The sequence below is a fragment of the Saccharopolyspora elongata genome, assembly GCF_004348985.1.
Taxonomy (GTDB): Bacteria; Actinomycetota; Actinomycetes; order Mycobacteriales; family Pseudonocardiaceae; genus Saccharopolyspora; species Saccharopolyspora elongata.
In genome coordinates this window covers 79,154-101,082 of sequence record NZ_SMKW01000017.1, presented here as the reverse complement: position 1 = coordinate 101,082, position 21,929 = coordinate 79,154, and the positions used below count along the sequence as shown (strand labels likewise).

At 70.4% G+C, this 21,929-nt stretch carries 17 protein-coding genes; 4 read left to right on the top strand and 13 right to left on the bottom strand.

Features of this window, described 5'->3' with window-relative positions:
• Positions 1-125: 125 nt before the first annotated feature.
• Complete coding sequence (locus tag E1288_RS15475; RefSeq protein ID WP_132485582.1) at positions 126-1,496, top strand: cation:dicarboxylate symporter family transporter; 1,371 nt, start codon at positions 126-128, stop codon at positions 1,494-1,496.
• Between the two features lie 59 nt (positions 1,497-1,555).
• Here the strand turns inward: E1288_RS15475 and E1288_RS46950 are convergent, their stop codons facing one another.
• The 6 genes from E1288_RS46950 to hisD form a co-directional block, all read right to left on the bottom strand.
• On the bottom strand, positions 1,556-1,714 hold the full coding sequence (locus tag E1288_RS46950; RefSeq protein WP_165968130.1) for a hypothetical protein: 159 nt from the start codon (positions 1,712-1,714) through the stop codon (positions 1,556-1,558).
• A gap of 43 nt (positions 1,715-1,757) precedes the next feature.
• The gene (locus E1288_RS15470; protein WP_132485580.1) at positions 1,758-3,848 is read right to left on the bottom strand and encodes a phosphocholine-specific phospholipase C; all 2,091 of its coding nucleotides are present in this window, start codon (positions 3,846-3,848) and stop codon (positions 1,758-1,760) included.
• A gap of 122 nt (positions 3,849-3,970) precedes the next feature.
• Positions 3,971-8,449 (bottom strand): nSTAND1 domain-containing NTPase, encoded by a 4,479-nt coding sequence (locus E1288_RS15465; RefSeq protein WP_132485578.1) that lies wholly within the window; start codon positions 8,447-8,449, stop codon positions 3,971-3,973.
• Between the two features lie 119 nt (positions 8,450-8,568).
• Entirely contained in the window at positions 8,569-9,186 is a 618-nt protein-coding gene (gene hisB / locus E1288_RS15460) for an imidazoleglycerol-phosphate dehydratase HisB (protein ID WP_132485576.1), read from the bottom strand.
• Complete coding sequence (locus tag E1288_RS15455; protein ID WP_132485574.1) at positions 9,183-10,301, bottom strand: histidinol-phosphate transaminase; 1,119 nt, start codon at positions 10,299-10,301, stop codon at positions 9,183-9,185. Before E1288_RS15455 ends, hisB begins: the two co-directional genes overlap by 4 nt.
• A 28-nt stretch (positions 10,302-10,329) precedes the next feature.
• On the bottom strand, positions 10,330-11,646 hold the full coding sequence (gene hisD, locus E1288_RS15450) for a histidinol dehydrogenase (RefSeq protein WP_132485572.1): 1,317 nt from the start codon (positions 11,644-11,646) through the stop codon (positions 10,330-10,332).
• 205 nt (positions 11,647-11,851) lie between these two features.
• On the opposite strand from hisD, the gene E1288_RS15445 reads away from it, so the two are divergent.
• The 3 genes from E1288_RS15445 to E1288_RS15435 all read left to right on the top strand — a co-directional run bounded on the left by E1288_RS15445 (position 11,852) and on the right by E1288_RS15435 (position 15,449).
• Positions 11,852-13,123 carry a M14 family metallopeptidase gene (locus E1288_RS15445; RefSeq protein WP_132485570.1) on the top strand — a complete coding sequence of 424 codons (1,272 nt, stop codon included), beginning with the start codon at positions 11,852-11,854 and terminating at the stop codon, positions 13,121-13,123.
• A 309-nt stretch (positions 13,124-13,432) separates the two neighbouring features.
• Positions 13,433-14,113: a YqeB family protein gene (locus E1288_RS15440; RefSeq protein ID WP_132485568.1), complete on the top strand. Its 681-nt coding sequence runs from the start codon at positions 13,433-13,435 to the stop codon at positions 14,111-14,113.
• A gap of 46 nt (positions 14,114-14,159) precedes the next feature.
• Positions 14,160-15,449 (top strand): hemolysin family protein, encoded by a 1,290-nt coding sequence (locus E1288_RS15435; protein ID WP_132485566.1) that lies wholly within the window; start codon positions 14,160-14,162, stop codon positions 15,447-15,449.
• Positions 15,450-15,591: 142 nt separating this feature from the next.
• Here the strand turns inward: E1288_RS15435 and E1288_RS46945 are convergent, their stop codons facing one another.
• The 7 genes from E1288_RS46945 to E1288_RS15405 form a co-directional block, all read right to left on the bottom strand.
• On the bottom strand, positions 15,592-15,750 hold the full coding sequence (locus E1288_RS46945) for a hypothetical protein (protein WP_165968129.1): 159 nt from the start codon (positions 15,748-15,750) through the stop codon (positions 15,592-15,594).
• A 66-nt stretch (positions 15,751-15,816) separates the two neighbouring features.
• Positions 15,817-16,461: an ABC transporter ATP-binding protein gene (locus E1288_RS15430; protein WP_132485564.1), complete on the bottom strand. Its 645-nt coding sequence runs from the start codon at positions 16,459-16,461 to the stop codon at positions 15,817-15,819.
• Positions 16,455-17,399, bottom strand: coding sequence for an ABC transporter ATP-binding protein (locus E1288_RS15425; RefSeq protein ID WP_132485562.1), 945 nt, complete (start codon positions 17,397-17,399; stop codon positions 16,455-16,457). Before E1288_RS15425 ends, E1288_RS15430 begins: the two co-directional genes overlap by 7 nt.
• Entirely contained in the window at positions 17,396-18,319 is a 924-nt protein-coding gene (locus E1288_RS15420; protein WP_235883575.1) for an ABC transporter permease, read from the bottom strand. The genes E1288_RS15425 and E1288_RS15420 overlap by 4 nt, the downstream gene beginning before the upstream one ends.
• A 166-nt stretch (positions 18,320-18,485) precedes the next feature.
• Complete coding sequence (locus E1288_RS15415; protein ID WP_132485560.1) at positions 18,486-19,460, bottom strand: ABC transporter permease; 975 nt, start codon at positions 19,458-19,460, stop codon at positions 18,486-18,488.
• Positions 19,457-21,046: an ABC transporter substrate-binding protein gene (locus E1288_RS15410; protein ID WP_132485558.1), complete on the bottom strand. Its 1,590-nt coding sequence runs from the start codon at positions 21,044-21,046 to the stop codon at positions 19,457-19,459. The genes E1288_RS15415 and E1288_RS15410 overlap by 4 nt, the downstream gene beginning before the upstream one ends.
• Positions 21,047-21,203: 157 nt before the next feature.
• Entirely contained in the window at positions 21,204-21,881 is a 678-nt protein-coding gene (locus E1288_RS15405; protein ID WP_132485556.1) for a DUF2848 domain-containing protein, read from the bottom strand.
• Positions 21,882-21,929: the final 48 nt, after the last annotated feature.

The window sequence follows — 21,929 nt, the reverse complement described above, 5'->3', positions numbered from 1 at the left end:
TGTGAACACAATGAACAGAAGCGTGACGCTGACGATACCCGGCACAGATAGTCTCTCCCGGCCGGACCGTGACCTGGGACACGGCCGGTACGAGTGTGACCCGGTAGCCCAGTAGGAGTGCAACAGTGGCAAGCAAAGACGCTGCGCAGACACGCCGTCGGGATCGAACGCATTACCTGTACATCGCGGTGATCGTCGCGGTGCTGGCCGGCATCGCGGTCGGCTTCCTCGCGCCCGACCTCGGCAAGGCTCTGAAGCCGCTGGGCACCGGGTTCGTCAACCTGATCAAGATGATGATCTCGCCGGTCATCTTCTGCACCATCGTGCTCGGCGTGGGAGGCGTCCGGAAAGCCGCCAAGGTCGGCAAGGTCGGCGGCCTCGCGCTGGCGTACTTCATGATCATGTCCGTGGTGGCGCTGATCATCGGGCTGCTGGTGGGCAACGTGCTGCACCCCGGCGAGGGCCTGCACATCACCGAATCGCTGCGCGGCCAGGGCGTGCAGCAGGCCGGTGAGGGCGCCGAGAGCACCACGGACTTCCTGCTCGGGATCATCCCGCACACCCTGGTGTCCTCGTTGACCGAGGGACAGGTGCTGCAGACGCTGCTGGTGGCGCTGCTGGCCGGTTTCGCGCTGCAGGCGATGGGCGACAAGGGCACCCCGATCCTGCGCGGCATCGAGCACATCCAGCGGCTGGTGTTCAAGATGCTGGCGATGGTCATGTGGGCGGCGCCGGTGGGCGCGTTCGGCGCGATCGCCGCGGTCGTCGGCGCGACCGGCGTGCAGGCCCTCAAGGGCCTGGCCGTGATCATGCTCGGGTTCTACATCACGTGCGTGCTGTTCGTGTTCCTGGTGCTGGGCCCGGTGCTGTGGCTGTTCGCGCGGGTCAACATCCTCTCGCTGCTGCGCTACCTGGGCCGCGAGTTCCTGCTGATCGTGTCCACCTCGTCGTCGGAGGCCGCGCTGCCGCGGCTGATCGCGAAGATGGAGCACCTCGGCGTGAGCAAGCCGGTCGTGGGCATCACGGTGCCGACCGGCTACTCGTTCAACCTGGACGGCACCATGATCTACCTGACCATGGCGTCGCTGTTCATCGCGAGCGCGATGGGCGACCCGCTGTCGCTGGGCGAGCAGATCGGGCTGCTGCTGTTCATGATGATCGCCTCGAAGGGCGCGGCGGGCGTCAGCGGCGCCGGGCTGGCGACCCTGGCGGGCGGCCTGCAGTCGCACCGGCCGGAGCTGCTGGACGGCGTGGGCCTGATCGTGGGCATCGACCGGTTCATGTCGGAGGCGCGGGCGCTGACGAACTTCGCGGGCAACGCGGTGGCGACGGTCCTCATCGGCGCGTGGACGAAGGAGATCGACCGCGGCCAGATGCAGCAGGTGTTCTCGGGACGGAGCCCGTTCAACGAGCAGTCCTTCGTCGACGAGGGCCACGGCGGCGCGACCAGCGAGGGCGACGAGCCCGAGAAGGAAACCGTCGCGGCGAAGAGCTGACGCTCCACAGCAGAAGGGCGCCTCCGATTCGTTCGGAGGCGCCCTTCGCGCGTTCAGGCTCAGCCGTAGATCATCCAGCCGATGCCGCCGACGATGGCCATCAGCGCGGCGACCGCGAGCACCACGGCGAAGAACCGGGCGGTCTTCCACGTCGCGTAGACGCCGCCGATCAGGAAACCCGCGACGGCCAGCAGGATGATCGGCAGGTAGCTCTGCATCACCACTCCCCTCAACCCGGCCAGCGTACCGAGGGGCGCGGGCTCAGCCGGTGACGCCCGGGGCTCCGTTCTCGACGCGGCCGGTGGCCCGGCGCCGGAACGACCGGTCCTGCGCTGCCGTCACCTCGACGTCGTACCAGCCCTGGTCCGTCGGCCACGTCACGGACTCCGCGCCGCCCGCGGCGAGCCGGACCTCGCGCTGCTCGCCGGGCGCGTAGCCCAGGGAGCGCAGGCGCACCGTGATCGGCTCGGCGCCGCTGTTGCGCAGTTCCAGCGACAGGCCGCCGGTGCGGGCGTCGGGGTTCGTCCGCACGTCGAGGCCCGCGGCCTTGCCGTCGCGGGAGCCGCTCAGCTCGAACCAGAAGCGGTTCGGCCCCTGCACCGCGAGCCGGTACTCCTCCTTCGCCGGCACGTTCACCACCTTCTCGCCACGAACGTCCACATGGGACGGTCCGGGCAGCTCGCCCGCGTACGCGTAGATCGCGAAGTGCGCCGATCCGGCGCCGGCGTTGCCCAGCCGCAGCGCCACCGCTTCCCCGTTCAGCGCGGCGGAGACCTGCGGCTGGTACGGCAGGGCCCGCGCCGGGCTGCGGCCCTGCTCCTGCAGCGGGAGCGCCTGCTCCGCCGGCGGCTTGGGGTGCCAGCGCTTGATCGGCTCCGGCACCGGGCCCGGCTCGGCGGGCTTCGGCGGCTTCGCCGCGTTCTCGAAGTCGAACACCGAGGTCAGGTCGCCGCACGCGGTGCGCCGCCAGGAGCTGATGTTCGGCTCCTGCACGCCCGTCCAGCGCTCCAGCAGGCGCAGCACCGACGTGTGGTCGAAGACCTCGGAGTTGACGAAGCCGCCGATCGTCCACGGCGACACCACGGTCATCGGCACCCGCGGGCCGAGGCCGATCGGCCGGCCCTCGAAGTGGTCGTCGCCCTCGCCGGATTCGGGCTTCGGCGGCACCGGCGGCGGCACGTGGTCGAAGAAGCCGTCGTTCTCGTCGAAGTTGAGCAGCAGCGCGGTCTTCGACCAGATCTTCGGGTCGGCGATCGCGTCCAGCACCTCGTAGATCAGGTTGGCGCTGCCGACCGGCGTGGAGCTGCCCGGGTGTTCGGAGTCCACAGCGGACGGAACCAGCCACACCACCTTCGGCAGCCGGTCCGCCTCGATGTCGGCTCGGAGCCGCTCGACGAGGGTGCCCGGCCTGCTGCGGTACATCGCGCGGTCGAACAGGCTGCGCTCGACGTCGGTCAGCGCATCCCGGCCCGCCTCCAGCTGCTTGAGCAGCCGCTGCTGCTCCTGGGCCGGCTTGTCGAACAGGGCGGTGTAGAACTCCTCGGTGGTGCGGAACTCGCCGTCCACCGCGGCGAGCATCTTGCGGCCGATCGCCTTGAACGTCTTGAAGTACTCGACGGAGTTGTCGGTGAAGTTGTCCCACTCCTGGTAGATCTGCCAGGGCACCCCGGCCTTCTCCAGCCGCTCCGGGTACGTCGTCCACTCGTAGCCGGCGTGGTCGTAGCTGTAGGCGGCGTTGGTGACGGCCCGCTTGGTGGTGCCCGGCTCGTAGCCGGTGGTGCCGGAGAACAGGTAGTTCCGGTTCGGGTTGGTGGAGCCGAAGACCGAGCAGTGGTAGGCGTCGCAGATGGTGAAGGTGTCGGCCAGCTCGTACTGCAGCGGGATGTCCTGCCGCTCGTAGTAGGTCATGGTGGCGGAGGTCTTCGCGGCGACCCAGTCGTTGTTCCAGCCGCCCGCCCAGGCCTTGCCGCTGCCGCCCCAGCTGTGGTCGAGGTCGCCGAGGTACTGGATGTCGGAAACCGGCCGCCCCTCCCGCTCGGCGCCCTGCCGCAGCGAGAACGGCAGCACCTCGCCGCCGATGGCGGGCTGCTGGAAGACGGACCGCCCATCGGGCTGCTGCAACGGCAACCGGTCGCCGTAGCCGCGAACCCCGCGCAGCGTGCCGTAGTAGTGGTCGAAGGAGCGGTTCTCCTGCATGAGCACGATGACGTGCTCGACAGCATCCAGCCCGCCCTGGGGAACCTGCTTCGCCATGGCCTGGTGCAGCGAGGGCGGCAGCAGCGAAGCGGCGGCAACGCCACCGGCCACACCGGCGGCACCGGCCAACACCCGACGTCGAGAAACCTCAGTCACGAGCGGACATCGTCACCGAAGAAAGCCAAGCGGCGTAAGACCCGCAGTGACGCAACGGTGAACCACCGGCGTCAGCCAAACGGCGCAACGGTAGGCATTCCTAACACCACGTTCCGTGGTTATCAGGCCAGACCGAAGCGGACGCGCTCCTGATCGGTGAGCCGCCGCACGCCGCGCTCATCCGCCTCGCGGAGCAGGGCCTCGGCGTCGGTCTCCACCGTCCAGGTCAGGGCCAAGCGATCCTCACCGGCGCTGACCAGCCGGCCGCCGTCGAGCCAACCAAGCGCGACGATCCGCTCGTCATGCGCTGGCACGGTTGCGACGACATTCCCCGTTTCCAGGTCCCACAAGCGGATTCGGCCTTCTCGGTCAGCGCTGGCCAGGGGCATCCCCGGAGACCAACCCAGCCGGGAGATCTCCACCTCATCGCCGATGACGACCACCTGACCAGTGGTGGTATCCCACACCAGCAGCCCATCGGCACCGCCCGTGACCAGCCGGTCATCGGCAATCCAGAGCAGGGCGTGCACCGGGGCGGTGTGCCGGCGGAGCTCGCGCGGCCTCATGTTGCCCGGCTCCCAGAGGCGGACGACAAAGTCGGGTCCACCGGTTGCAAGCACGCCGCGACTGCTCCAGGCCATGGCATCGATCTGGCTCGTACGGGACCACGCCGTCGCGCTCCCGGTGTCCGGGGCCCAGATCTCGATTTCCTGCTCACCTGATTTGACGTACGCCAAGCGCCCGTCCGCGGCCCACGCCAGAGCCGCCACTTGTTGCCCGGTCCGAAGCACGACCTGGGACGAACCCGTCTCCTCGTTCCAGAGCCGGATCTCTCCGTCGTATCCGCCTGTGGCGATCTTTCGACTGCCGCTGATCGCGATGGACCCGGCCGGCCCGCCGTGGTGCCGCACCTCGCGGTGCTGCTCGAAGTCAGGCTTCCAGATCCGGATCCGCGCGTCGCCGTCCGCTGTGGTCAATTCTCCCTGCGGGGACCACGCGACCGCCAGAGATCGCTGCGCACTCTTCAGCCCTCGCACGGTGTCCGAACTGGAGTCCCACACGAACACCTCGTCGTCGCCGCTGGTGCTCGCGAGAACACCTCCACGCGACCAGACGAGCGAAGAGACGGAGTCAGGATGCCGATGCAGTGCATGAGATTCGCTGCGACCGCCGACGTCCCCTCGGAACAGACGGACTTCCCCGTTCTCCCAGCCACTGGCGAGCTCTCCCTGCGGGGACCACGCCAGGAATCGAACGTCGTGTTCTGCGACCTCTACGGGGAGGCTTTGCGAACGCCCCCAGATGCTGACGACCTTGTCGCACCCGCAGGCGAGCGACCCCTTGTCGGACCAGGCGAGCGACCGAACCCACCCGGGCTGCCGGAGCACGACGTGCGCGGTATCGGTTGCGGGATCCCACAGCTGCACCACGCCGTCGTCGCCCCCGCTGGCCAGCAACCCGTCCGGCGACCAAGCGATCGCGCGCACCCAGTCGGAGTGCGTCAAGACCACCCGGGTGGCCCCCGTCCGGAGATCCCAGATCCGGACCTTCCCGTCGTGCGACCCGCTGGCCAGTACTCCGCTCGGCGACCAGGCAACGGCGGAGATCGCCCTGGCAGATTCATGAACTACCCGGGTGACACCTGCATCGTGATCCGACACCCGCACGACCTGATCATCGCCACCACTGGCGAGCAGCTTTCCATCTGCGGACCAGGCGATCGAATTGATGGGCTGGTCGTGCGTGTGCACCCTTCTGGATTCCTGCGTGCGCGGGTCCCAGATCCGCAACGCGTTGTCCCCGGAGATTGCAGACGCGCTGGCCAAAATCCCGTTCGACGACCAAGCCAGCTGGTCGGCGTCGCCGAAGTGCTTCTCAGTTCCGATAACCGCCGCGCGGCCGGATGCCGAAGCGCGTCGAAGATGCCCGTCTCGCGCCAACGTGAACAACGCCGTGCTGCTTGCGGCTCCAGCTGTGACCTCGCTCGGCTGCCAAGCCTGAGACATGTTCGTATGGTGGTCGTCCGGACTGAGCACGGCCAGCGCTCCGTTGCGCTGAGCCACGGTCAAGCCCTTCCCCTGCTGCCAGGACATCAACACCACGTCCGGGCCTGGACGGTACCGAAGCACCGCTGAACTTCTTTTCCTCCGGTTCCACAGGGAGAGCACGCAGCCGGAGAACGTCGACCGCGCGATGGCCAGGCGCCCGTCAGAAGACCAAGCCAGGCCCTGCACGACGGGATAGCCCGTGTATTCGCGAATCACCTCCGCGCTGCCGCTGCGGACATCGCAAACCTTGACGGTGCTGCTCTCTCCTCCACTGGCCAGCCAGCCGTCGGCCGACCACGCGAGACATGTCGCTTGACCGAGGTGCGCGTGGAGGATCCGCGACTCGCCCGTGCGCGAATCCCACAACTGCACTGCTCCGTCCTCGGAACAGCTGGCGAGCAAGGTGCCGTCCGGTGACCAGGCAACGGCCGTCACCGTTTCCGAATGCTCGTGGACCGGGCGAGGCCCCGAGCCGCCCGAATCGTGGACGAGAACCACCTTGTCCTGGCCACCACTAGCGATCCAGTTCCGCGATGAGAGCGAAACCGACCGGACTGCCTTGTCATGCTGGTAGTGGAGGATGCCGCCATCCGAGTCCAGGTCCCAGGTGCCGACGTCCCCGTTCGACGTGCCGTACACGAGCCTCGCACTGTCCGACCACGCCGCAGCCGAGAATCCCCGCGCGCCGAGAAAGCGTCTCGTCATCACGGGATCAACGCTGTTCAAGTCGTGAACCATGGCCATGCCGTTGCGATCCACTGCGTGGAGGCGGCCGCTGTCATCCCACCAGACGTCCAGCACATCACTCGCGTGCCGATGCGCGCTCCACACCAGAGGATCACGCAACCGCGCCCACAGGCTCAAAGCCGTAGACCGGTCCGAGCTGAGCTCCACCGCCTCCCGCGCCAGAATCAGGCCGGTTTGCGGACTCGATTCCCGCAGCTGATCCGACGTGGCCGCCAGGTTGATCGCCCGCTGGCGAAGCGCTCTGCTCCTGGCTTCGCTCGACGCGGCGCAATACTCGCCCAACAGCTTCGAGCACTCGACCTTCGTTTCCACCGCCAGCGCGGCGTCGACCTGGCTCTCCGGGAGCAGCAGGTCCGCTTCCCGACCCGACTGCTCCCACTCCAGGGCTCGCTGTTCGAAAACGGTGCGCTGCCGCAGCAGCGGCCGTTGTTCCTCCACCCGTTCGCGAAGAGGTTCCCATTGCCGCAGCAGGGCTTCGTGCGCGATGTCGCGTTCACCTTCGGCGCCGTCGACCAGTAGCCGTTCTTCCAGGAACTCTTGGACGATGTGCTGTTCGTCGGCGTCGAGGTCGTCCACGCGGACCCGGTTCCGCGTGGGGTCTTCGGCGTGCGACGCCCAGGACACGAACCGCAGCAGGGTCCGCATCACCTTCTCCTCGTCGTACTGCCTCGACAACCTCGCCAGCACCTTGTCCGCGGTGGAGGAGATCGCCTTCTCCACCCGGCCGGATTCCTCGTACTCCTGCAGCGTGATCCGGCCGTCGCCGCCGAAGTCCTCGTACAGGTTGTGCAGCAGGTGGGCCAGCAGCGGCAGGACGTCGGCACCGGCCTCGGTCGCGTCGTCGACCATCGCGTCCACCGCGTCCCGCTCGATCTCCACTCCGGCCTTGCGGGCCGGGACGGTGATGATCTGGCGAAGTTCCGCGCGGTTCAGGCGGGTCACGAAGTACGGATTCCGCAGCAGGGCACCACTGGGTTCCGGCAGGAAGTCCGCGATGAACTCCGCGCGCATCGTCGCCACCACGTGCAGCCGCCGGTTGTCCGCCAGCGCCGCATGCAGCAGCGCCATGAACTCCTGGCGGGTTTGGGCGTCGACCTGCGTCACCAGTTCCTCGGCCTGGTCGATCAGGAGCGCCGCCGGGCGGTTCGTGTTCAGCATGCGGCGCAGCAGCGAGTCGAGCACCTCCGGCCGCTCCGAACGCGGATCGTCCGTGCTCCGCAACCGTTCCAGCGCGCGCCGAGCCTCGGCACGCAGGCCGCGGATCAGCACGTCGCCCTCGGCCCGCGACAGCTCGCCCTGCAGGACGTGCACCAATTCGCCGAAAGGATCCCGACCCGGCTTGAGGGGAGAGCTGAACGACCAGTGCCGCCGCCGCAACAGGCTCGCCAGTCCGGCGTTGACCAGCGACGACTTGCCCGACCCCGAAGAGCCCGCGACCAGCAGGAACCGGTCTTCCGGGCCGCCGCCCGGCACACCCAGCTTCTCGTACAACTCCTGCTTGGCCCGGTCGCGGCCGAAGAAGACCTTCTCGTGCTCCGGGCCGAAGGACTGCAGGCCCGGGTACGGGTTGCCCTGCTTGCCGGCGTCCCACTCGTGCGCGGTGCTCAGTTTCCGCTGACGCCACACGTAATACGCCGCCGGCACCACCACGCCCGCGCCCAGCAGGTACTCGGAATGGTCGCGGATCAGGTTGAACGGCGGCCCCCATCCCTCCGCGCTGTTGGTCGCCAGGTTCGTCAGGAACCCGAGCCCTGCGCCGTACAGCAGCAGCGTGAAGTCGCGAAGCGGACGTTCCTGACGCGCCACCGGCAGATCCCCTCGATCCAGTGCGAACCTTCCGCACTGTCATACCAAAGGGAAAACGAGAAGGGGCATCATCGACCGATTCGGCTGGTCGAAGACGCCCCTCGCTCGAAAACCAGCCCCTACAGGGCGCCCTTCGTCGACGGGACCACGCCCGTGAAGCGGGGGTCGGGTTCGACCGCCGCGCGGAGGGCTCGGGCGATCGCCTTGTACTCGGCTTCCGCGATGTGGTGCGGGTCGCGGCCGTGGATGACCCTGGTGTGCAGGTTGATCTGGGCGTGGAACGCCAGGGATTCGAAGACGTGGCGGTTCAGGACGAACGGGTAGTTCCCGCCGATCGTGAAGCTGTTGTACTGCTCCGGTTCGCCCGTCATCACGCAGTACGAGCGGCCCGAGACGTCCACCGCCGCGTGCGCGAGGGTTTCGTCCATCGGGATCCAGGCGTCGCCGAAGCGGCGGATGCCCTTCTTGTCGCCGAGCGCCTGGCGAAGCGCCTGGCCGAGCACGATCGCGGTGTCCTCCACCGTGTGGTGCGCGTCGATGTGGGTGTCGCCGGTCGACTTCACCTTGAGGTCGAAGGCCGCGTGGGTGCCCAGCGCCGTGAGCATGTGGTCGTAGAACGGCACCGTGGTGTCGATGTCGACCTGCCCCGTGCCGTCGAGGTCGAGTTCGACCAGCACCGAGGATTCCCTGGTGGTGCGTTCGACCCGCCCGATGCGGGTCCCGGGCTGGAATGTCACTTGCTGATCTCCTCGCTCACGACCTTGCTCGCCGCCAGGAAGGCGTCGTTCTCCTCCGGCGTGCCGATGGTGACCCGCAGGTGGCCGGGGATGCCGACGTCGCGGATCAGCACGTCGGCGTCCAGGTAGCGCTGCCAGGCGCGGTGCGCGTCCGCGAACCGTCCGAAGAGGACGAAGTTGGCGTCGCTGGGCACCGGCGAGAAACCCTGTTCCCGCAACGCTTCCACGACCCGCTCGCGCTCGTCGATGAGCGCCTGCACCGAGCCGAGGGTGGCCTTGGCGTGCCGCAGTGCGGCCCGCGCGGCGGCCTGGGTGACGACCGACAGGTGGTACGGCAGGCGCACCAGCAGCAGGGCGTCGATCATCGCCGGGGCGGCCGCCAGGTAGCCGAGCCGGCCACCGGCGAACGCGAACGCCTTGCTCATGGTGCGGCTGACGATCACCTTCGCCGGGTACTCGCGGATCAGCTCGATCGCGCTGGGCCGGGCGGAGAACTCGGCGTAGGCCTCGTCCACCACGACCACGCCGGGCGCGGCGTCGAGGACGGCGCGCAGGTCGTCCTGCGACACCGACTGCCCGGTGGGGTTGTTCGGGCTGGTCACGAACACCACGCCGGGCTGCTTCTCGGCGACGATGCGGGCGGCCTGCGCGCCGTCCAGGCTGAAGTCGTCGCGGCGCGGCGCCGGCACCCAGTCGGTGCGGGTGCCCGCCGACAGGATCGGGTGCATCGAGTACGACGGTTCGAAGCCGAGCGCGGTGCGCCCCGGCCCGCCGAAGGCCTGCAGGATCTGCTGCAGGACCTCGTTGGAGCCGTTGGCCGCCCACACGTTCTCGGTCGCCAGCGCGACACCGGTGGCCTTGGTCAGGTAGGCGGCGAGATCGGCGCGCAGCGCCTTGGCGTCGCGGTCCGGGTAGCGGTGCAGCGCCGTGGCGGCCTCCTGCACCGCGGCGGTCACGTCGTCGACGAGCTCCTGCGGCGGCGGGTAGGGGTTCTCGTTGGTGTTGAGCCGGACCGAGACGTCCAGCTGCGGCGCGCCGTAGGGGCTGCGGCCGCGCAGATCGTCCCGCAACGGCAGGTCGGCCAGCGTCGTGTCGGCGCCGGGCACGTCACTCATGGGTTCTACCTTCGGTTGTTCCGGGCGCTCAGCGGGGAAAGCGGGCGGTGACCGCCTGACCGTGCGCGGGCAGGTCCTCGGCGTTGGCCAGCGCCACCACCTGGTCCGCGACGTCGCGGAGCGCCTGCTCGCTGTAGGCGATCACGTGGATGCCGCGCAGGAAGCTCTGCACGCTCAGGCCGGACGAGTGCCGCGCGCAGCCGCCGGTGGGCAGCACGTGGTTGGAGCCCGCGCAGTAGTCGCCCAGCGACACCGGCGCGTACGGGCCGACGAAGATCGCGCCCGCGTTGCGCACCCGCGCGGCCACCGCTTCGGCGTCCGCGGTCTGGATCTCCAGGTGCTCGGCGGCGTACGCGTCCACCACCCGGATCCCGTCCTCCACAGTGGACACCAGGATGCAGCCGGACTGCACGCCGGCCAGCGCGGTGCCGATCCGCTCGACGTGCTTGGTCTGCGCCACCTGGCGCTCCAGCTCGGCGTCGACCGCGTCGGCCAGCTCTTCCGAGGTGGTCACCAGCACGCTCGCCGCGAGCGTGTCGTGCTCGGCCTGGCTGATCAGGTCGGCGGCCACGTGCACCGGGTCGGCGGTGGCGTCGCCGAGCACCGCGATCTCGGTCGGCCCGGCCTCCGAGTCGATGCCGATCAGGCTGCGCAGGTGCCGCTTCGCGGCGGTCACGTACACGTTGCCCGGCCCGGTCACCATGTCCACCGGCTCCAGCTCGGCGCCGTCGGTGTCGTGCCCGCCGTAGGCCAGCAGCGCCACCGCCTGCGCGCCGCCGACCGCCCAGACCTCTTCGACGCCGAGCAGCTGCGCGGCGGCCAGGATCGTCGGGTGCGGCAGGCCGCCGAACTCCGCCTGCGGCGGGCTGCACACCACCAGCGACTCCACCCCGGCGGCCTGCGCCGGGACGACGTTCATCACCACGCTGGACGGGTAGACCGCCAGGCCACCCGGCGCGTACAGGCCGACGCGCGCGACCGGCACCCAGCGCTCGGTGACCGTGCCGCCGGGCACGACCTGCGTGGTCGTGTCGGTGCGCCGCTGGTCGTCGTGGACCTTGCGGGCGCGGGCGATCGACTCCTCCAGCGCCGCGCGCACCGCCGGGTCGAGCTCGTCGAGGGCGCGCCGCAGCTCGTCGGCCGCCACCCTCACCCGTTCCGGTCGAACCGCGTCGAACTTCTCGGTGAACTCCAGGACGGCCGCCACCCCGCGGTCGCGGACCGCCTCGATCACCGGCCGGACCCGATGCAGCACGTGCTCGACGTCCATCTCGGCGCGCGGCAGCGTCGCGCGCAGCTCGACGGTGGACGGAACGCGACCGCGCAGGTCGGTACGGGTGAGCATGTGCGTCCTTCCAATACCCGGGGGCTACACCGACCAGGGTAATCGCCGCCGGGCCCCGCCGTCCCCGAACCCGGTCGCAGGTCACCCGGGGCACGCGCGGAATGGGAAAACGTCAACGGCAGACCATTGTTCGCCAGTGGCTTGCCAACATCGGGCGGCTCCTAGAACCTGCCAACATCACCACCAGTGATCGATCGGAGACCCGATGTTCAGCTCACGGCGCAAGGCAGTGACCGTGGCGGCAGCCGCGTGCCTGGTCCTGCTGGCCCCGATCCAGGCCGGCGTGTCCGCGGAGCCGACCGGGGCGACCGCCGCCCAGGACTTGGCCACCTACACCGTTCCCAACACCGACAGCAAGACGCGAACCGAGATCAACCGCACCGGCGCCCAGGTCATCGCGGTGTCCGGCGCGGTGGCCACCGTGGAGGCCACACCTGCGCAGGCCGAGCAGCTGCGGGCGGCCGGTTTCGCGCTCAACGACGAGACCAAGGTCGCCGACGCGCTCAAGCGCATCAACCCGGCGCAGGCGCAGCAGGTGCCCGGCGACTTCCCGCCCGGCTACGAGGGCTACCACAACCTCGACGAGATGAACGCCGAGCTCGACACCGTGGTCAAGGACCACCCGGACATCGCGTCGAAGTCCAGCATCGGCAAGTCCTTCGAGGGCCGCGACATCCCGGTGCTGAAGATCAGCGACAACGTCGGCCAGGACGAGGACGAGCCGGAGGTGCTGTTCAACTGCAACCAGCACGCCCGCGAGCACCTCACCACCGAGATGTGCCTGCGCATCGCCAACCGGTTCACCGACGAGTACGCGAACGACCAGGCCGTGAAGGACGCCGTCGACAACCGGGAGATCTGGATCATCCCGGTGGTCAACCCGGACGGCTCGTCCTACGACGTGGAGTCCGGCCAGTTCCAGGGCTGGCGCAAGAACCGGCAGGACGCCGGCACCGACCTCAACCGCAACTGGGGTTACAAGTGGGGCTGCTGCGGCGGCTCCGATGACGACCCGAACGGCGAGACCTACCGGGGCACGGCCGAGTGGTCGGCGCCGGAGACCGCGGCGATGCGCGACTTCATCGACTCGCGGGTGGTCGGCGGCGCCCAGCAGATCAAGGCCGCCATCGACTGGCACACCTACTCCGAGCTCGTGCTGTGGCCCATGGGGCACACCTCCGACGACGTCACCGAGGACATGACGCAGGAGGAGTACGACCGGTTCGCGCGGGTCGGCGGCGAGATGGCCCAGACCAACGGCTACACCCCGCAGCAGTCCAGCGACCTCTACGTCACCGACGGCGACAGCCTGGACTGGATGTGGGGCCAGCACAAGATCCTGGCCTACACCTTCGAGATGTACCCGGCCAACGGCGGCGGCATCGACGGGTTCTACCCGCCCGACGACGTGATCGCGAAGGAGACCGCCCGCAACGACGCGGCGGTGGACATCCTGATCCGCGAGGCAGGCGCCTGATCCGGGGAGAGGGGAAAAGGGCCCGGGGTGCCACGGCACCCCGGGCCCTTCCTCCTACCGGGCGGCTCCCAGCCGAGGCCGATTTGGCCTTCGTTTTGAAGCGGCGAAGCCGCTTAGCCCACCCTCGCAGCCTGCACCGCTGCGGGTTCTCAGAGGTCTTCTCGCGAGGACAGCCCCGACGCCGCGTATTGGACATACATAAGTCGGGGATCCCGGAGCCGAGAAGGCCGCAGCAACTCCCGCAGGGGGGCCGCCACCCGCACCGCCACGTAGGACGAGCCTGGAAACAGCCATTTGGATAATGGCGGTATGGCCGCCGAACCTGCCACCACCGTGGCCGAGCACCGCTTCATCCGGCACGGCACCTGGCTCATCTGCCCGTTGCTGGGCGCGCTGCTGATCTGGCTGCTGCGGGTGGCGGCTGGCTGGGTCGCCGGGCTGCCGTGGGCGCCGTTCCAGGGCGTTTTCGAGCTCGCCGCGTCCGTGCCCGATCCGTGGGGCACCGTCGGCGCCGTCGCCATCGGCTTGATCATCGGGCTCGGCTTCGCCGGGCTGATGGCGCAGGAGCGGTTGACCGTCACCGTCGAGCCCGAGCGGGTGACGCTGGCCGTCGGCAGCTCGACGCAGCACATCGCGCGCGACGAGATCGGCTCCGTGTTCCTCGACCGCAAACACCTGGTGGTGCTGGACGAATCCGGCGCCGAGCAGGCCCGGCAACCGTCCGATTTGGACTGGACGAAGCTGCGCCGGGCGTTCGTCGAGCACGGCTACCCGTGGCGGGAGAACGACCCGTTCGCCGGCCACTACGCCCGGTGGGAGGAGGACACCCCGGAACTGCCGCTGCGGATCAACGCGCTGATGGCGGCCCGCGACCGCGCGCTGCGCAAGCGCGACCGCAAGGAAGCGGCGCTGCTGCGCACCGAGCTCGCCCACCACGGAATCCTGGTGCGCGACGAGAAGAAGCACCAGTTCTGGCGCGCCACCGGCTGACCGGTTCTCCCCGGCTCGCGTCCGCCGCGGGTGGAACAATCGGAAGATGGACGGTGTCGTCTGGAACCTCGCGCTGGTGCTGCTGTTCGTGCTGTTCGGCGGCTACTTCGCGGCCGCCGAGATCGCACTGGTGTCGCTGCGCGAGAGCCAGGTCCGCAAGCTCGCCGAACGCGACCGGCGCGGCGCCCGGGTGGCCAAGCTGCGCGCCGACTCCAACCGGTTCCTCTCCGCCGTGCAGATCGGCGTCACCTTCGCCGGGTTCTTCGCCTCCAGCTACGGCGGCGCGACGATCGCGGTGCGCCTGGAGCCGATGCTGGCCGGGTGGGGCCTGCCGATCGGCCTCGCCGCGTCAGTGGCCCTGGTGCTGGTGACGCTGTTCGTCTCGTACCTGTCGCTGGTGCTCGGCGAGCTCGCGCCCAAGCGGCTGGCGCTGCAGATGTCCGAAAACGTCGCGCTGGTCACCGCCGGCGTGCTGGACCGGCTCGCGACGCTGTTCCGGCCGCTGATCTGGTTCCTGTCGAAGTCCACCAACGCGGTGGTGCGGCTGATGGGCATCGATCCGCGCGCCGACGCGGACAAGGTCAGCGAGGAAGAACTGCGCGACATGGTGCGCACCAACGAGCAGCTGACCCTCGAGGAGCGGCGGCTGCTCAGCGACGCGTTCAAGGCCACCGACCGGGTGCTCGGCGAGGTGATGGTGCCGCGCACCGAGGTCGACTTCCTGGACCGCACCACGCCACTGGTGGAGGCGATCGCCGAGGTGGCCGGCAAGCCGCACTCGCGGTACCCGGTCATCCGGGACACCGCCGACGACGTCGTCGGGTTCATCCACGTCCGGGACATGCTCGCCACGACCCACGGCGGCCACGAGGCGCGCACGGTCGGCGACCTGACCCGGCCGGTGACGGCGCTGCCGGCCAGCAAGCCGGTGCTGGCCGCGCTGTCGCAGATGCGGCGGCACGGCGGGCACCTGGCCGTGGTGATCGACGAGTACGGCGGGACCGCGGGCATCGTCACCGTCGAGGACCTCGTGGAGGAGGTCGTCGGGGAGATCTGGGACGAGTACGACCCCAGCTCCGCGCCGGTGCGGCCCAAGCGCGACGGGAGCTTCGAGACCGACGGCCTGCTGCACCGCGCCGATTTCGAGCAGCAGACCGGGATCGAGCTGCCCGACGGCCCCTACGACACGGTGGCGGGTTTCGTGGTCAGCCGCCTGGGCCGCGTCCCGGCCGAGGGCGACTCCCTGGAGGCCCTGGGCCACCGCTTCACGGTCCGCACGATGGACGGCCACCGCGTCTCCCGCCTACTGGTCACCAAGCTCCCCGAGGAGCAGTGATCCCGTGCCGGGGCTCGCAGTTTCAATTGAAACTGCGGACCTCCGGCGAGTCGGACCACGACACGCCGGAGGCTGTGGACAACTTCCGCAATTTCAATGGAAATCGGACCTCTGATTTCCATTGAAATTGCGGACATCCGGGTCAGGACAGCAGCAGGAAGAGGGATCCCACGACGATCCCGATGACCACCACGACCGCCGCGGTGATCATGAGCGCCCGCATCTTGGGGCGGTCGTCGCGGACCTCGGTCTGGGCCCGTTCCCGCCACTGCATGAAGGTCGTGCCTTCGCCCTCGCTCAACGTCGACTCCTAGGGTCCGTCGTCACTTGCCGAGCGGTCCCCCGCGACCGCGTTCGCCCCACCATGTCATATCGTCCCGCCGCCGAGGCGAACCACGTGCACCGCCCAATGCCCCAGCAGGTCCTCGTCGTGGCTGATCGCGAGCACCCCGGCGCCGTGCTCCTCGACGCGCCGGTTCACCACCCGCACCAGCGCCGCCGTGGTCGACGCGTCCAGCATCGCGGTCATCTCGTCGCAGATCAGGTACTTGGGCCGCAGCGCCAGCGCCCGCGCCAGGCAGGCCCGCTGCAGTTGGCCGTCGCTCACCTCGTGCGGTCGCCGCGACAGCAGCTCCGCGGTCAGCCCCACCTCGTCGGCCAGCTCGCCGACGTCGCCGCCGGCGCCGGTGGCGCGCAGCGGTTCGGCGATGATCTCGCGCAGCGTGAAGCGCGGATCCACGGCGGGCCGCGGATGCTGGAACACGATGCCGATCGCGGTCCGCTGCGCCCGCGGCGTCGCGTGCCGGAAGCCGGTGACCGGTTCGCCGTCGAGCGCCACCCGCCCGGACCACGGCTCGTGCAGCAGCCCGAGAACCCTGGCCAGCGTGGACTTCCCGCACCCGCTCGGCCCGGCCAGCCCGACCACCGCACCGGCCGGGACGTCCAGGTCGACGCCGTCGAGCACCGGTTCGCCGCGCCGGTAGCCGGCGACCAGGCCGGTCGCGCTCAGCACGGCGGGTGCGCGGCGACCCACCGGTCGCCGAGTTCGAGCAGTTCCGGATCTCCCGTGCAGGGCCCGAATCCGGGCACGTCCGGACAGCGTTGGCAGAACACGCAACCCCATTCCTGTTCGAGGCGGGCCAGTTCGGTGAGGGCCGGCGGATGGCCCGGGATCGGCTGGAAGCCGCCGTCGGGCAGCGCGCCGAGCAGCCCCGCGGTGTACGGGTGCCAGGGCTCGGCGAGCACCTGCTCCGCGGGTCCCGCCTCGACGATCCGGCTGGCGTACATCACCGCGACGTCGGTGGCGACCCGGCGGGCGGCCGCGAGGTCGTGGGTGATCAGCAGCACCGCGCGGTCCTCGGCGGCGGCCTCGGCGAGCAGGTCCACGGTGCGGTGCACCAGCGGCCGGTCCAGCCCGGTCGTCGGCTCGTCGGCGAGGATGAGCCGCGGGTCGCCGGCCAGCGCCACCGCCACCGCGACCCGCTGCGCCATCCCGCCGGAGAGCTCGTGCGGGTACCGGTCCAGGTCGGCGGGGTCCAGCCCGACGCGCTCGGCGAGCTCGTCCGGCCCGGCCGCGCCGTCCAGCGCGCGGATCGCCTCGACGAGCTGGCTGCGCGCGGTCCGCACCGGGGTCAGGTGGGTGCCCGCGGACTGCGGCACCAGGCCGACCTGCCGGCCGCGGACCTGCCCGGCCAGCACCGCTTCCGGCGCGGCCAGCAGCTCGATGCCGCCGGCGAGCACGGCCTCGCCGCGCACCTGCGCGTTGCCGGGCAGCAGGCCGAGCAGCGCGGAGGCCAGCACCGACTTGCCGCAGCCGGACTCCCCGACCAGCGCGAGCACCCGGCCCGGGCGCAGCCGCAGCGTCGCGTCGGTCACGGCCCGCACCTCGGTCCCGCGGCCCAGCAGGAACCGCACCGAGAGCCGGTCCAGTTCGAGCAGCGGTTCGCTCACAGCGCCAACTCCGATCGCCGTCGCGGCACGACCCGGTCGCGCCAGGTGGCGGCCAGCCCGGACACCGCCAGCGTCGTGAGCACCAGCAGCACCGACGGGAACAGCACGATCCACCACGCGCCGAGCAGCACCGCTTCCCGGCCGTCGCCGAGGATGTTGCCGATGCTGGCCAGGTGCGGCGGCAGGCCGAGGCCGAGGAAGCTCAGCGCGGTTTCGTGCCACACCGCGTGCGGCACGAGCAGCACCGCCGACAGCGCGGCCTGCGGCACGATCGCGGGCAGCAGGTGCCGCCGCAGGATCCGCCACCGCGACGAGCCGCCCGCGATCGCCGCGTCGATGTGCGGCCGCTGCCGCAGCGACAGCACCTCCGAGCGCACGATGCGCGCCACCGTCGTCCAGTGCGTGAGGGCGATGGACAGGATCACCGCCACCAGGCTGCCCCGGTACAGCGCGACGATCACGATGCCCAGCAGCAGGTGCGGCACCGAGTTGACGGTGTCGACCAGGCGCATCAGCAGCCGGTCCGGCCAGCCGCCGGCGCTGCCCGCGATCGCGCCCACCAGCGACCCGAGCACTGTGGACACGACGGCGCTGATCCCGGCCACCAGCAAGGAGATCCGCAGCCCGGCCAGCGACTGCACGAACAGGTCCCGGCCCCCGGAGTCGGTGCCGAACGGGTGCGCGGGGCTCGGCGCGAGCCGGATCGAGTCGTAGCGCACCGATTCGCTGCCGAACACCGCGGGCACCGCGATCGCGGCCAGCACCAGCAGCGCGAGGCCGCCCAGCGACACCCACAGCCGGGCCCGGGGCCGGGCGCGGGACGTCCCGGCGCGGCCGCGCCCCGCGGCGCGCCACGGACCGGCCGATGTGGACCCATCGGATGTCTCTAATAAGCGGCGAAGCCGCTTGCGGTGAGGCACGCAACTTGCACCGCCGCGGGTTCTCAGACGTCGCCTCGCGAGGACAGCCCCGATGCCGCGTATTGGACATACACAAGTCGGGGATCCCGCAGTCGAGGCGGCGTCTGTAACTCCCGCAGGGGGGCCGCCACCGGCACCGCTACGCAAATCACGTTGCGTATCTTTTTCAGCCATCGGCGGCCACCCTCGGGTCTAGCACGATCGCGGCGATGTCGGCGAGCAGCGAGCCCAGGAGCACCGCCGCCGTGGCCACCAGCGTCAGGATCGCCAGCAGCTGGTAGTCGACGGCGGTCGCGGCGGTGACGACGGCCGCGGCCAGGCCCGGCCAGGAGAAGACCTCCTCGACCAGCACCGCCCCGGTGACCAGCTCCGGAACCCGCGCCCCGATCAGCGTGACGAACGGCAGCAGCGCGGTCGGCAGCGCGTGCCGCAGCACGACGACGCGTTCCGCGAGGCCGCGCGCCCGCGCCCCGGTCACGTGGTCCTCGGACAGCGACGTCAGCATCGACTGCCGGACGTGCAGCACCAGCCACGGCGACTGCGAGATGCCCAGCACCAGCGCGGGCAGCGCCAGGTGCTTCGCGACCTGCCCGAACGACACCGCGGTGCCCGCGTCGGTCAGGCCCGCCACCGGCAGCCAGCCCAGGCCCAGCGAGAACACCGCGATCGACAGCAGCGCCAGCACGAACGGCGGCACGCCTTCGAGCGCGTGGCCGATGGCGGTGACGAACCGGTCGATCCAGCCGCCCTGCCGCCACGCCGCCACGGTGCCCAGCACCAGCGCGATCACCACGGCCAGCGCGAGCCCGGTCGCGGCCAGCAGGATCGTCCACGGCAGCCGTTCCGCGACGACCTGCGCGACCGGCTGCCGGAACGACCGCGACACGCCGAGATCGCCGCCGAAGACGCCGGTGGCCCACTGCCAGAACTGCACCAGCACGGGCTCGTCGAGCCCCAGCCGGGCCCGCACCGCGGCGACGTCGGCGGCGGACGCGCCGAAGATCTCCACGCCGTAGTACTGGTGGATCGGGTCGAACGGGGATGCCGCGGCGAGCAGGAAGATCCCGAACGCGACGATCACCAGCACCGGTACGGCGAACCCGATCCGCCGCAGCACCAGGCGGCCGATCGCGCGGCTCATGCCTGCGGTTTCCAAGCCTCGATGTTCCACCACGGGCCCCAGGTGGTCCCGTGCACGTGCGGCTCGACGGGCGGCTGGTAGCCGGACCACTTGCCGTCGCGCATCACGTAGCTGTGGTCGATGAACGCCAGGTACACCAGGCCCGGGTCGGCGACGTAGGCGCGCTGCGCCTGCTTGTAGAACTCCGCCCGCTTGGCCGGATCGAGTTCCTGCCGACCGCCGTCGAGCGCGGCGTCCACCTCGGCGTTGCGGTACTTGCCGGGGTTGTTGTACGTGCCGGTGCCGATGACCGAGGAGTGCAGGCTGGCGTAGGCCTGCGGGTCGGGGTCCATCGGGTTCCCGCCGCCGAGCACGATCCCGTCGGTGGCCAGCCGTCCGGCCACCGCCGAGCGGTCCACCCCGGCGAGCTCGACCTGGATGCCGACCGCCTTGGCGTCCGAGGCGAACGCGCGGGCCAGGTCCTTGCGCAGGCTGTCGTCGGCGAAGTACATCACCGTGAACTCGGCGCGGACCCCGCCCCGCTCCCGGATGCCGTCGCCGCCGACGCGCCAGCCGGCGTCGTCGAGCACCTTCGCGGCGCGCTGCGGATCGAAGTCGAACCGGGCGGCGGGCTCGTAGTTCGCGCCCATCGACTCCGGGATCGGGGCGTAGGCGGGCTTCCCGTGCCCGCCCAGCAAGGCCTGGATCATGCCTTCGCGGTTGACCGCGAGGTTCAGCGCCTGCCGGACGGCGCGATCACCGGCGACCGGGTGCTCGTTGGGCAGCGCGATGCTGCGGTAGTCGGCGGTGCTGTGGTGCACCGTCCGGTAGCCGTCGCGGCCGACGCTCTCGGCCAGCACCGGCGGCAGCACGGTGCCGTCGAACTCGCCGGAGGACAGGCGCTGGGCGCGGGTGTTGTCGTCCTTGGCGAAGACGACGGTGACCTTGCCGATCGCGGGCGCGCCGCCCCAGTAGCCGGCGTTGGCCTCCCAGGTCATCTGGTCGCCCTGGCGCCATTCGACGAGCTTGTAGGGGCCGGTGCCGACCGGCTTGGTGTTCAGCGCCGAGTCCTCCTGCGGCTTCGGCTCGGCGAGCTGCTCGTTCGGCACGATGCCGAGCACCAGCTTCGACGGCCAGGCGGCGTAGGGGATCTTCAGGTCGAACTGCACGGTGTGCGGGTCGAGCGCGCGGACGCCGGCGAGCATGTCGAAGTCCGACGAGACCGTCGAGGCGTAGGCCGGGTCGATCGCGGCCCGGTAGGTGGCGACGACGTCGTCCGCGTCGAAGGGCGTGCCGTCGTGGAAGCGGACGCCGTCGCGGAGCTTGACCGTCCAGGTCTTGGCGTCCGGCGTGGACTGCGGCACCTCGCTGGCCAGCGCGGGGCGCAGCGCGGCCTGGCCGTCGAAGGCCAGCAGCCCGTCGTAGAACTTCGCGGCGCCTTCCACGCCGTAGCCCAGCAGCGGGTTCAGGCTCTCCGGCTCGAAGCCGTCGGCGAGCAGCATCGATCCGGGATCGCCGGTGCCCGGCGCGGAGGGTGCGGCGCAACCGGCCCCGAGCAGGCCCAGGGCGACCGGAACGGCGACGAAGAAGGCACGACGATTCAGCACTCCCGAACAATAGGTGCTGTTGCAAGTATTTCTCAATAACCTGAGATCTTGCTCGCCAGGGCGCCCCGCCGGCGCAGACCCGTGAGCACTTTCCGATGCTCTAGCGACAGAACGTACTCACGGGCCCCGACCAGCCGAAACACTCCACCGGCCGGAGTCACTCCACCGGCTCGGGCATCCGGCTGACCCGGTACTCGCAGGCGATGACGTCGCCGGTCTTCGGGTCGCCGAGCTCGACCCGCCAGGAGCCGGCGAACTGGTCGACGGCGGCGTCCATCGGGATGGTGCCCGACAGCAGCACGGTGCCCGGCTTCAGCAGGCCGCGCTCGCGCAGGTCGTCGAGCCAGAACTGGGGCGTGAGCAGCTCCGCCAGGGTGCCCCGCTGGATCACCTCGCCGTCGGCCCACGCGGTCAGCGTCAGCTCGTCGAGCCGGTCGGCGACGTCGACCAGGCGCCAGGCCTTGCGGCCCAGCACGTCCGGACCGGCCTGCTTGCTCCACGCGACGCCGTGCACCTCCAGCGCCCGGTCGGTGTGGTCGCAGGCCACGGTCAGCAGCACGTCCCGCTCCTCGGGCCCGGCGACGACCAGCGCCCACTCCGCCTCGCCGGAGGTCCGCTCGTGCTGCGCGGGCACCTCGTCGGCCTGCATCGCCAGGTAGGGCGCGACCGGGTAGAGGCACGGCGTCTTCGTCGGCGCGGGCACACCGAGTTCGGCCAGCTCGGCGACGTGCGCCGCGACGTCCTCCTGGCTGCGCCCGGCGTAGCCGCCGTTGAGCAGGGCCGTCACCGACACCTCGACGACCTCGCCGTTGACATCGAAACTCAGTGGAAACAAGATGTCCTCCAACGTCCGCATACTGGTTGTATACATTTGGTGTATCAC

What these genes read in the sequence shown, in the direction of transcription:
- E1288_RS15415 (WP_132485560.1), bottom strand. Translation starts at nt 19,460, where the DNA reads ATGAGCCGCGCGATCGGCCGCCTGGTGCTGCGGCGGATCGGGTTCGCC.
- E1288_RS15445 (WP_132485570.1), top strand. Translation starts at nt 11,852, where the DNA reads ATGTTCAGCTCACGGCGCAAGGCAGTGACCGTGGCGGCAGCCGCGTGC.
- E1288_RS46950 (WP_165968130.1), bottom strand. Translation starts at nt 1,714, where the DNA reads ATGCAGAGCTACCTGCCGATCATCCTGCTGGCCGTCGCGGGTTTCCTG.
- E1288_RS15455 (WP_132485574.1), bottom strand. Translation starts at nt 10,301, where the DNA reads ATGAGTGACGTGCCCGGCGCCGACACGACGCTGGCCGACCTGCCGTTG.
- E1288_RS15435 (WP_132485566.1), top strand. Translation starts at nt 14,160, where the DNA reads ATGGACGGTGTCGTCTGGAACCTCGCGCTGGTGCTGCTGTTCGTGCTG.
- E1288_RS15440 (WP_132485568.1), top strand. Translation starts at nt 13,433, where the DNA reads ATGGCCGCCGAACCTGCCACCACCGTGGCCGAGCACCGCTTCATCCGG.
- hisD (WP_132485572.1), bottom strand. Translation starts at nt 11,646, where the DNA reads ATGCTCACCCGTACCGACCTGCGCGGTCGCGTTCCGTCCACCGTCGAG.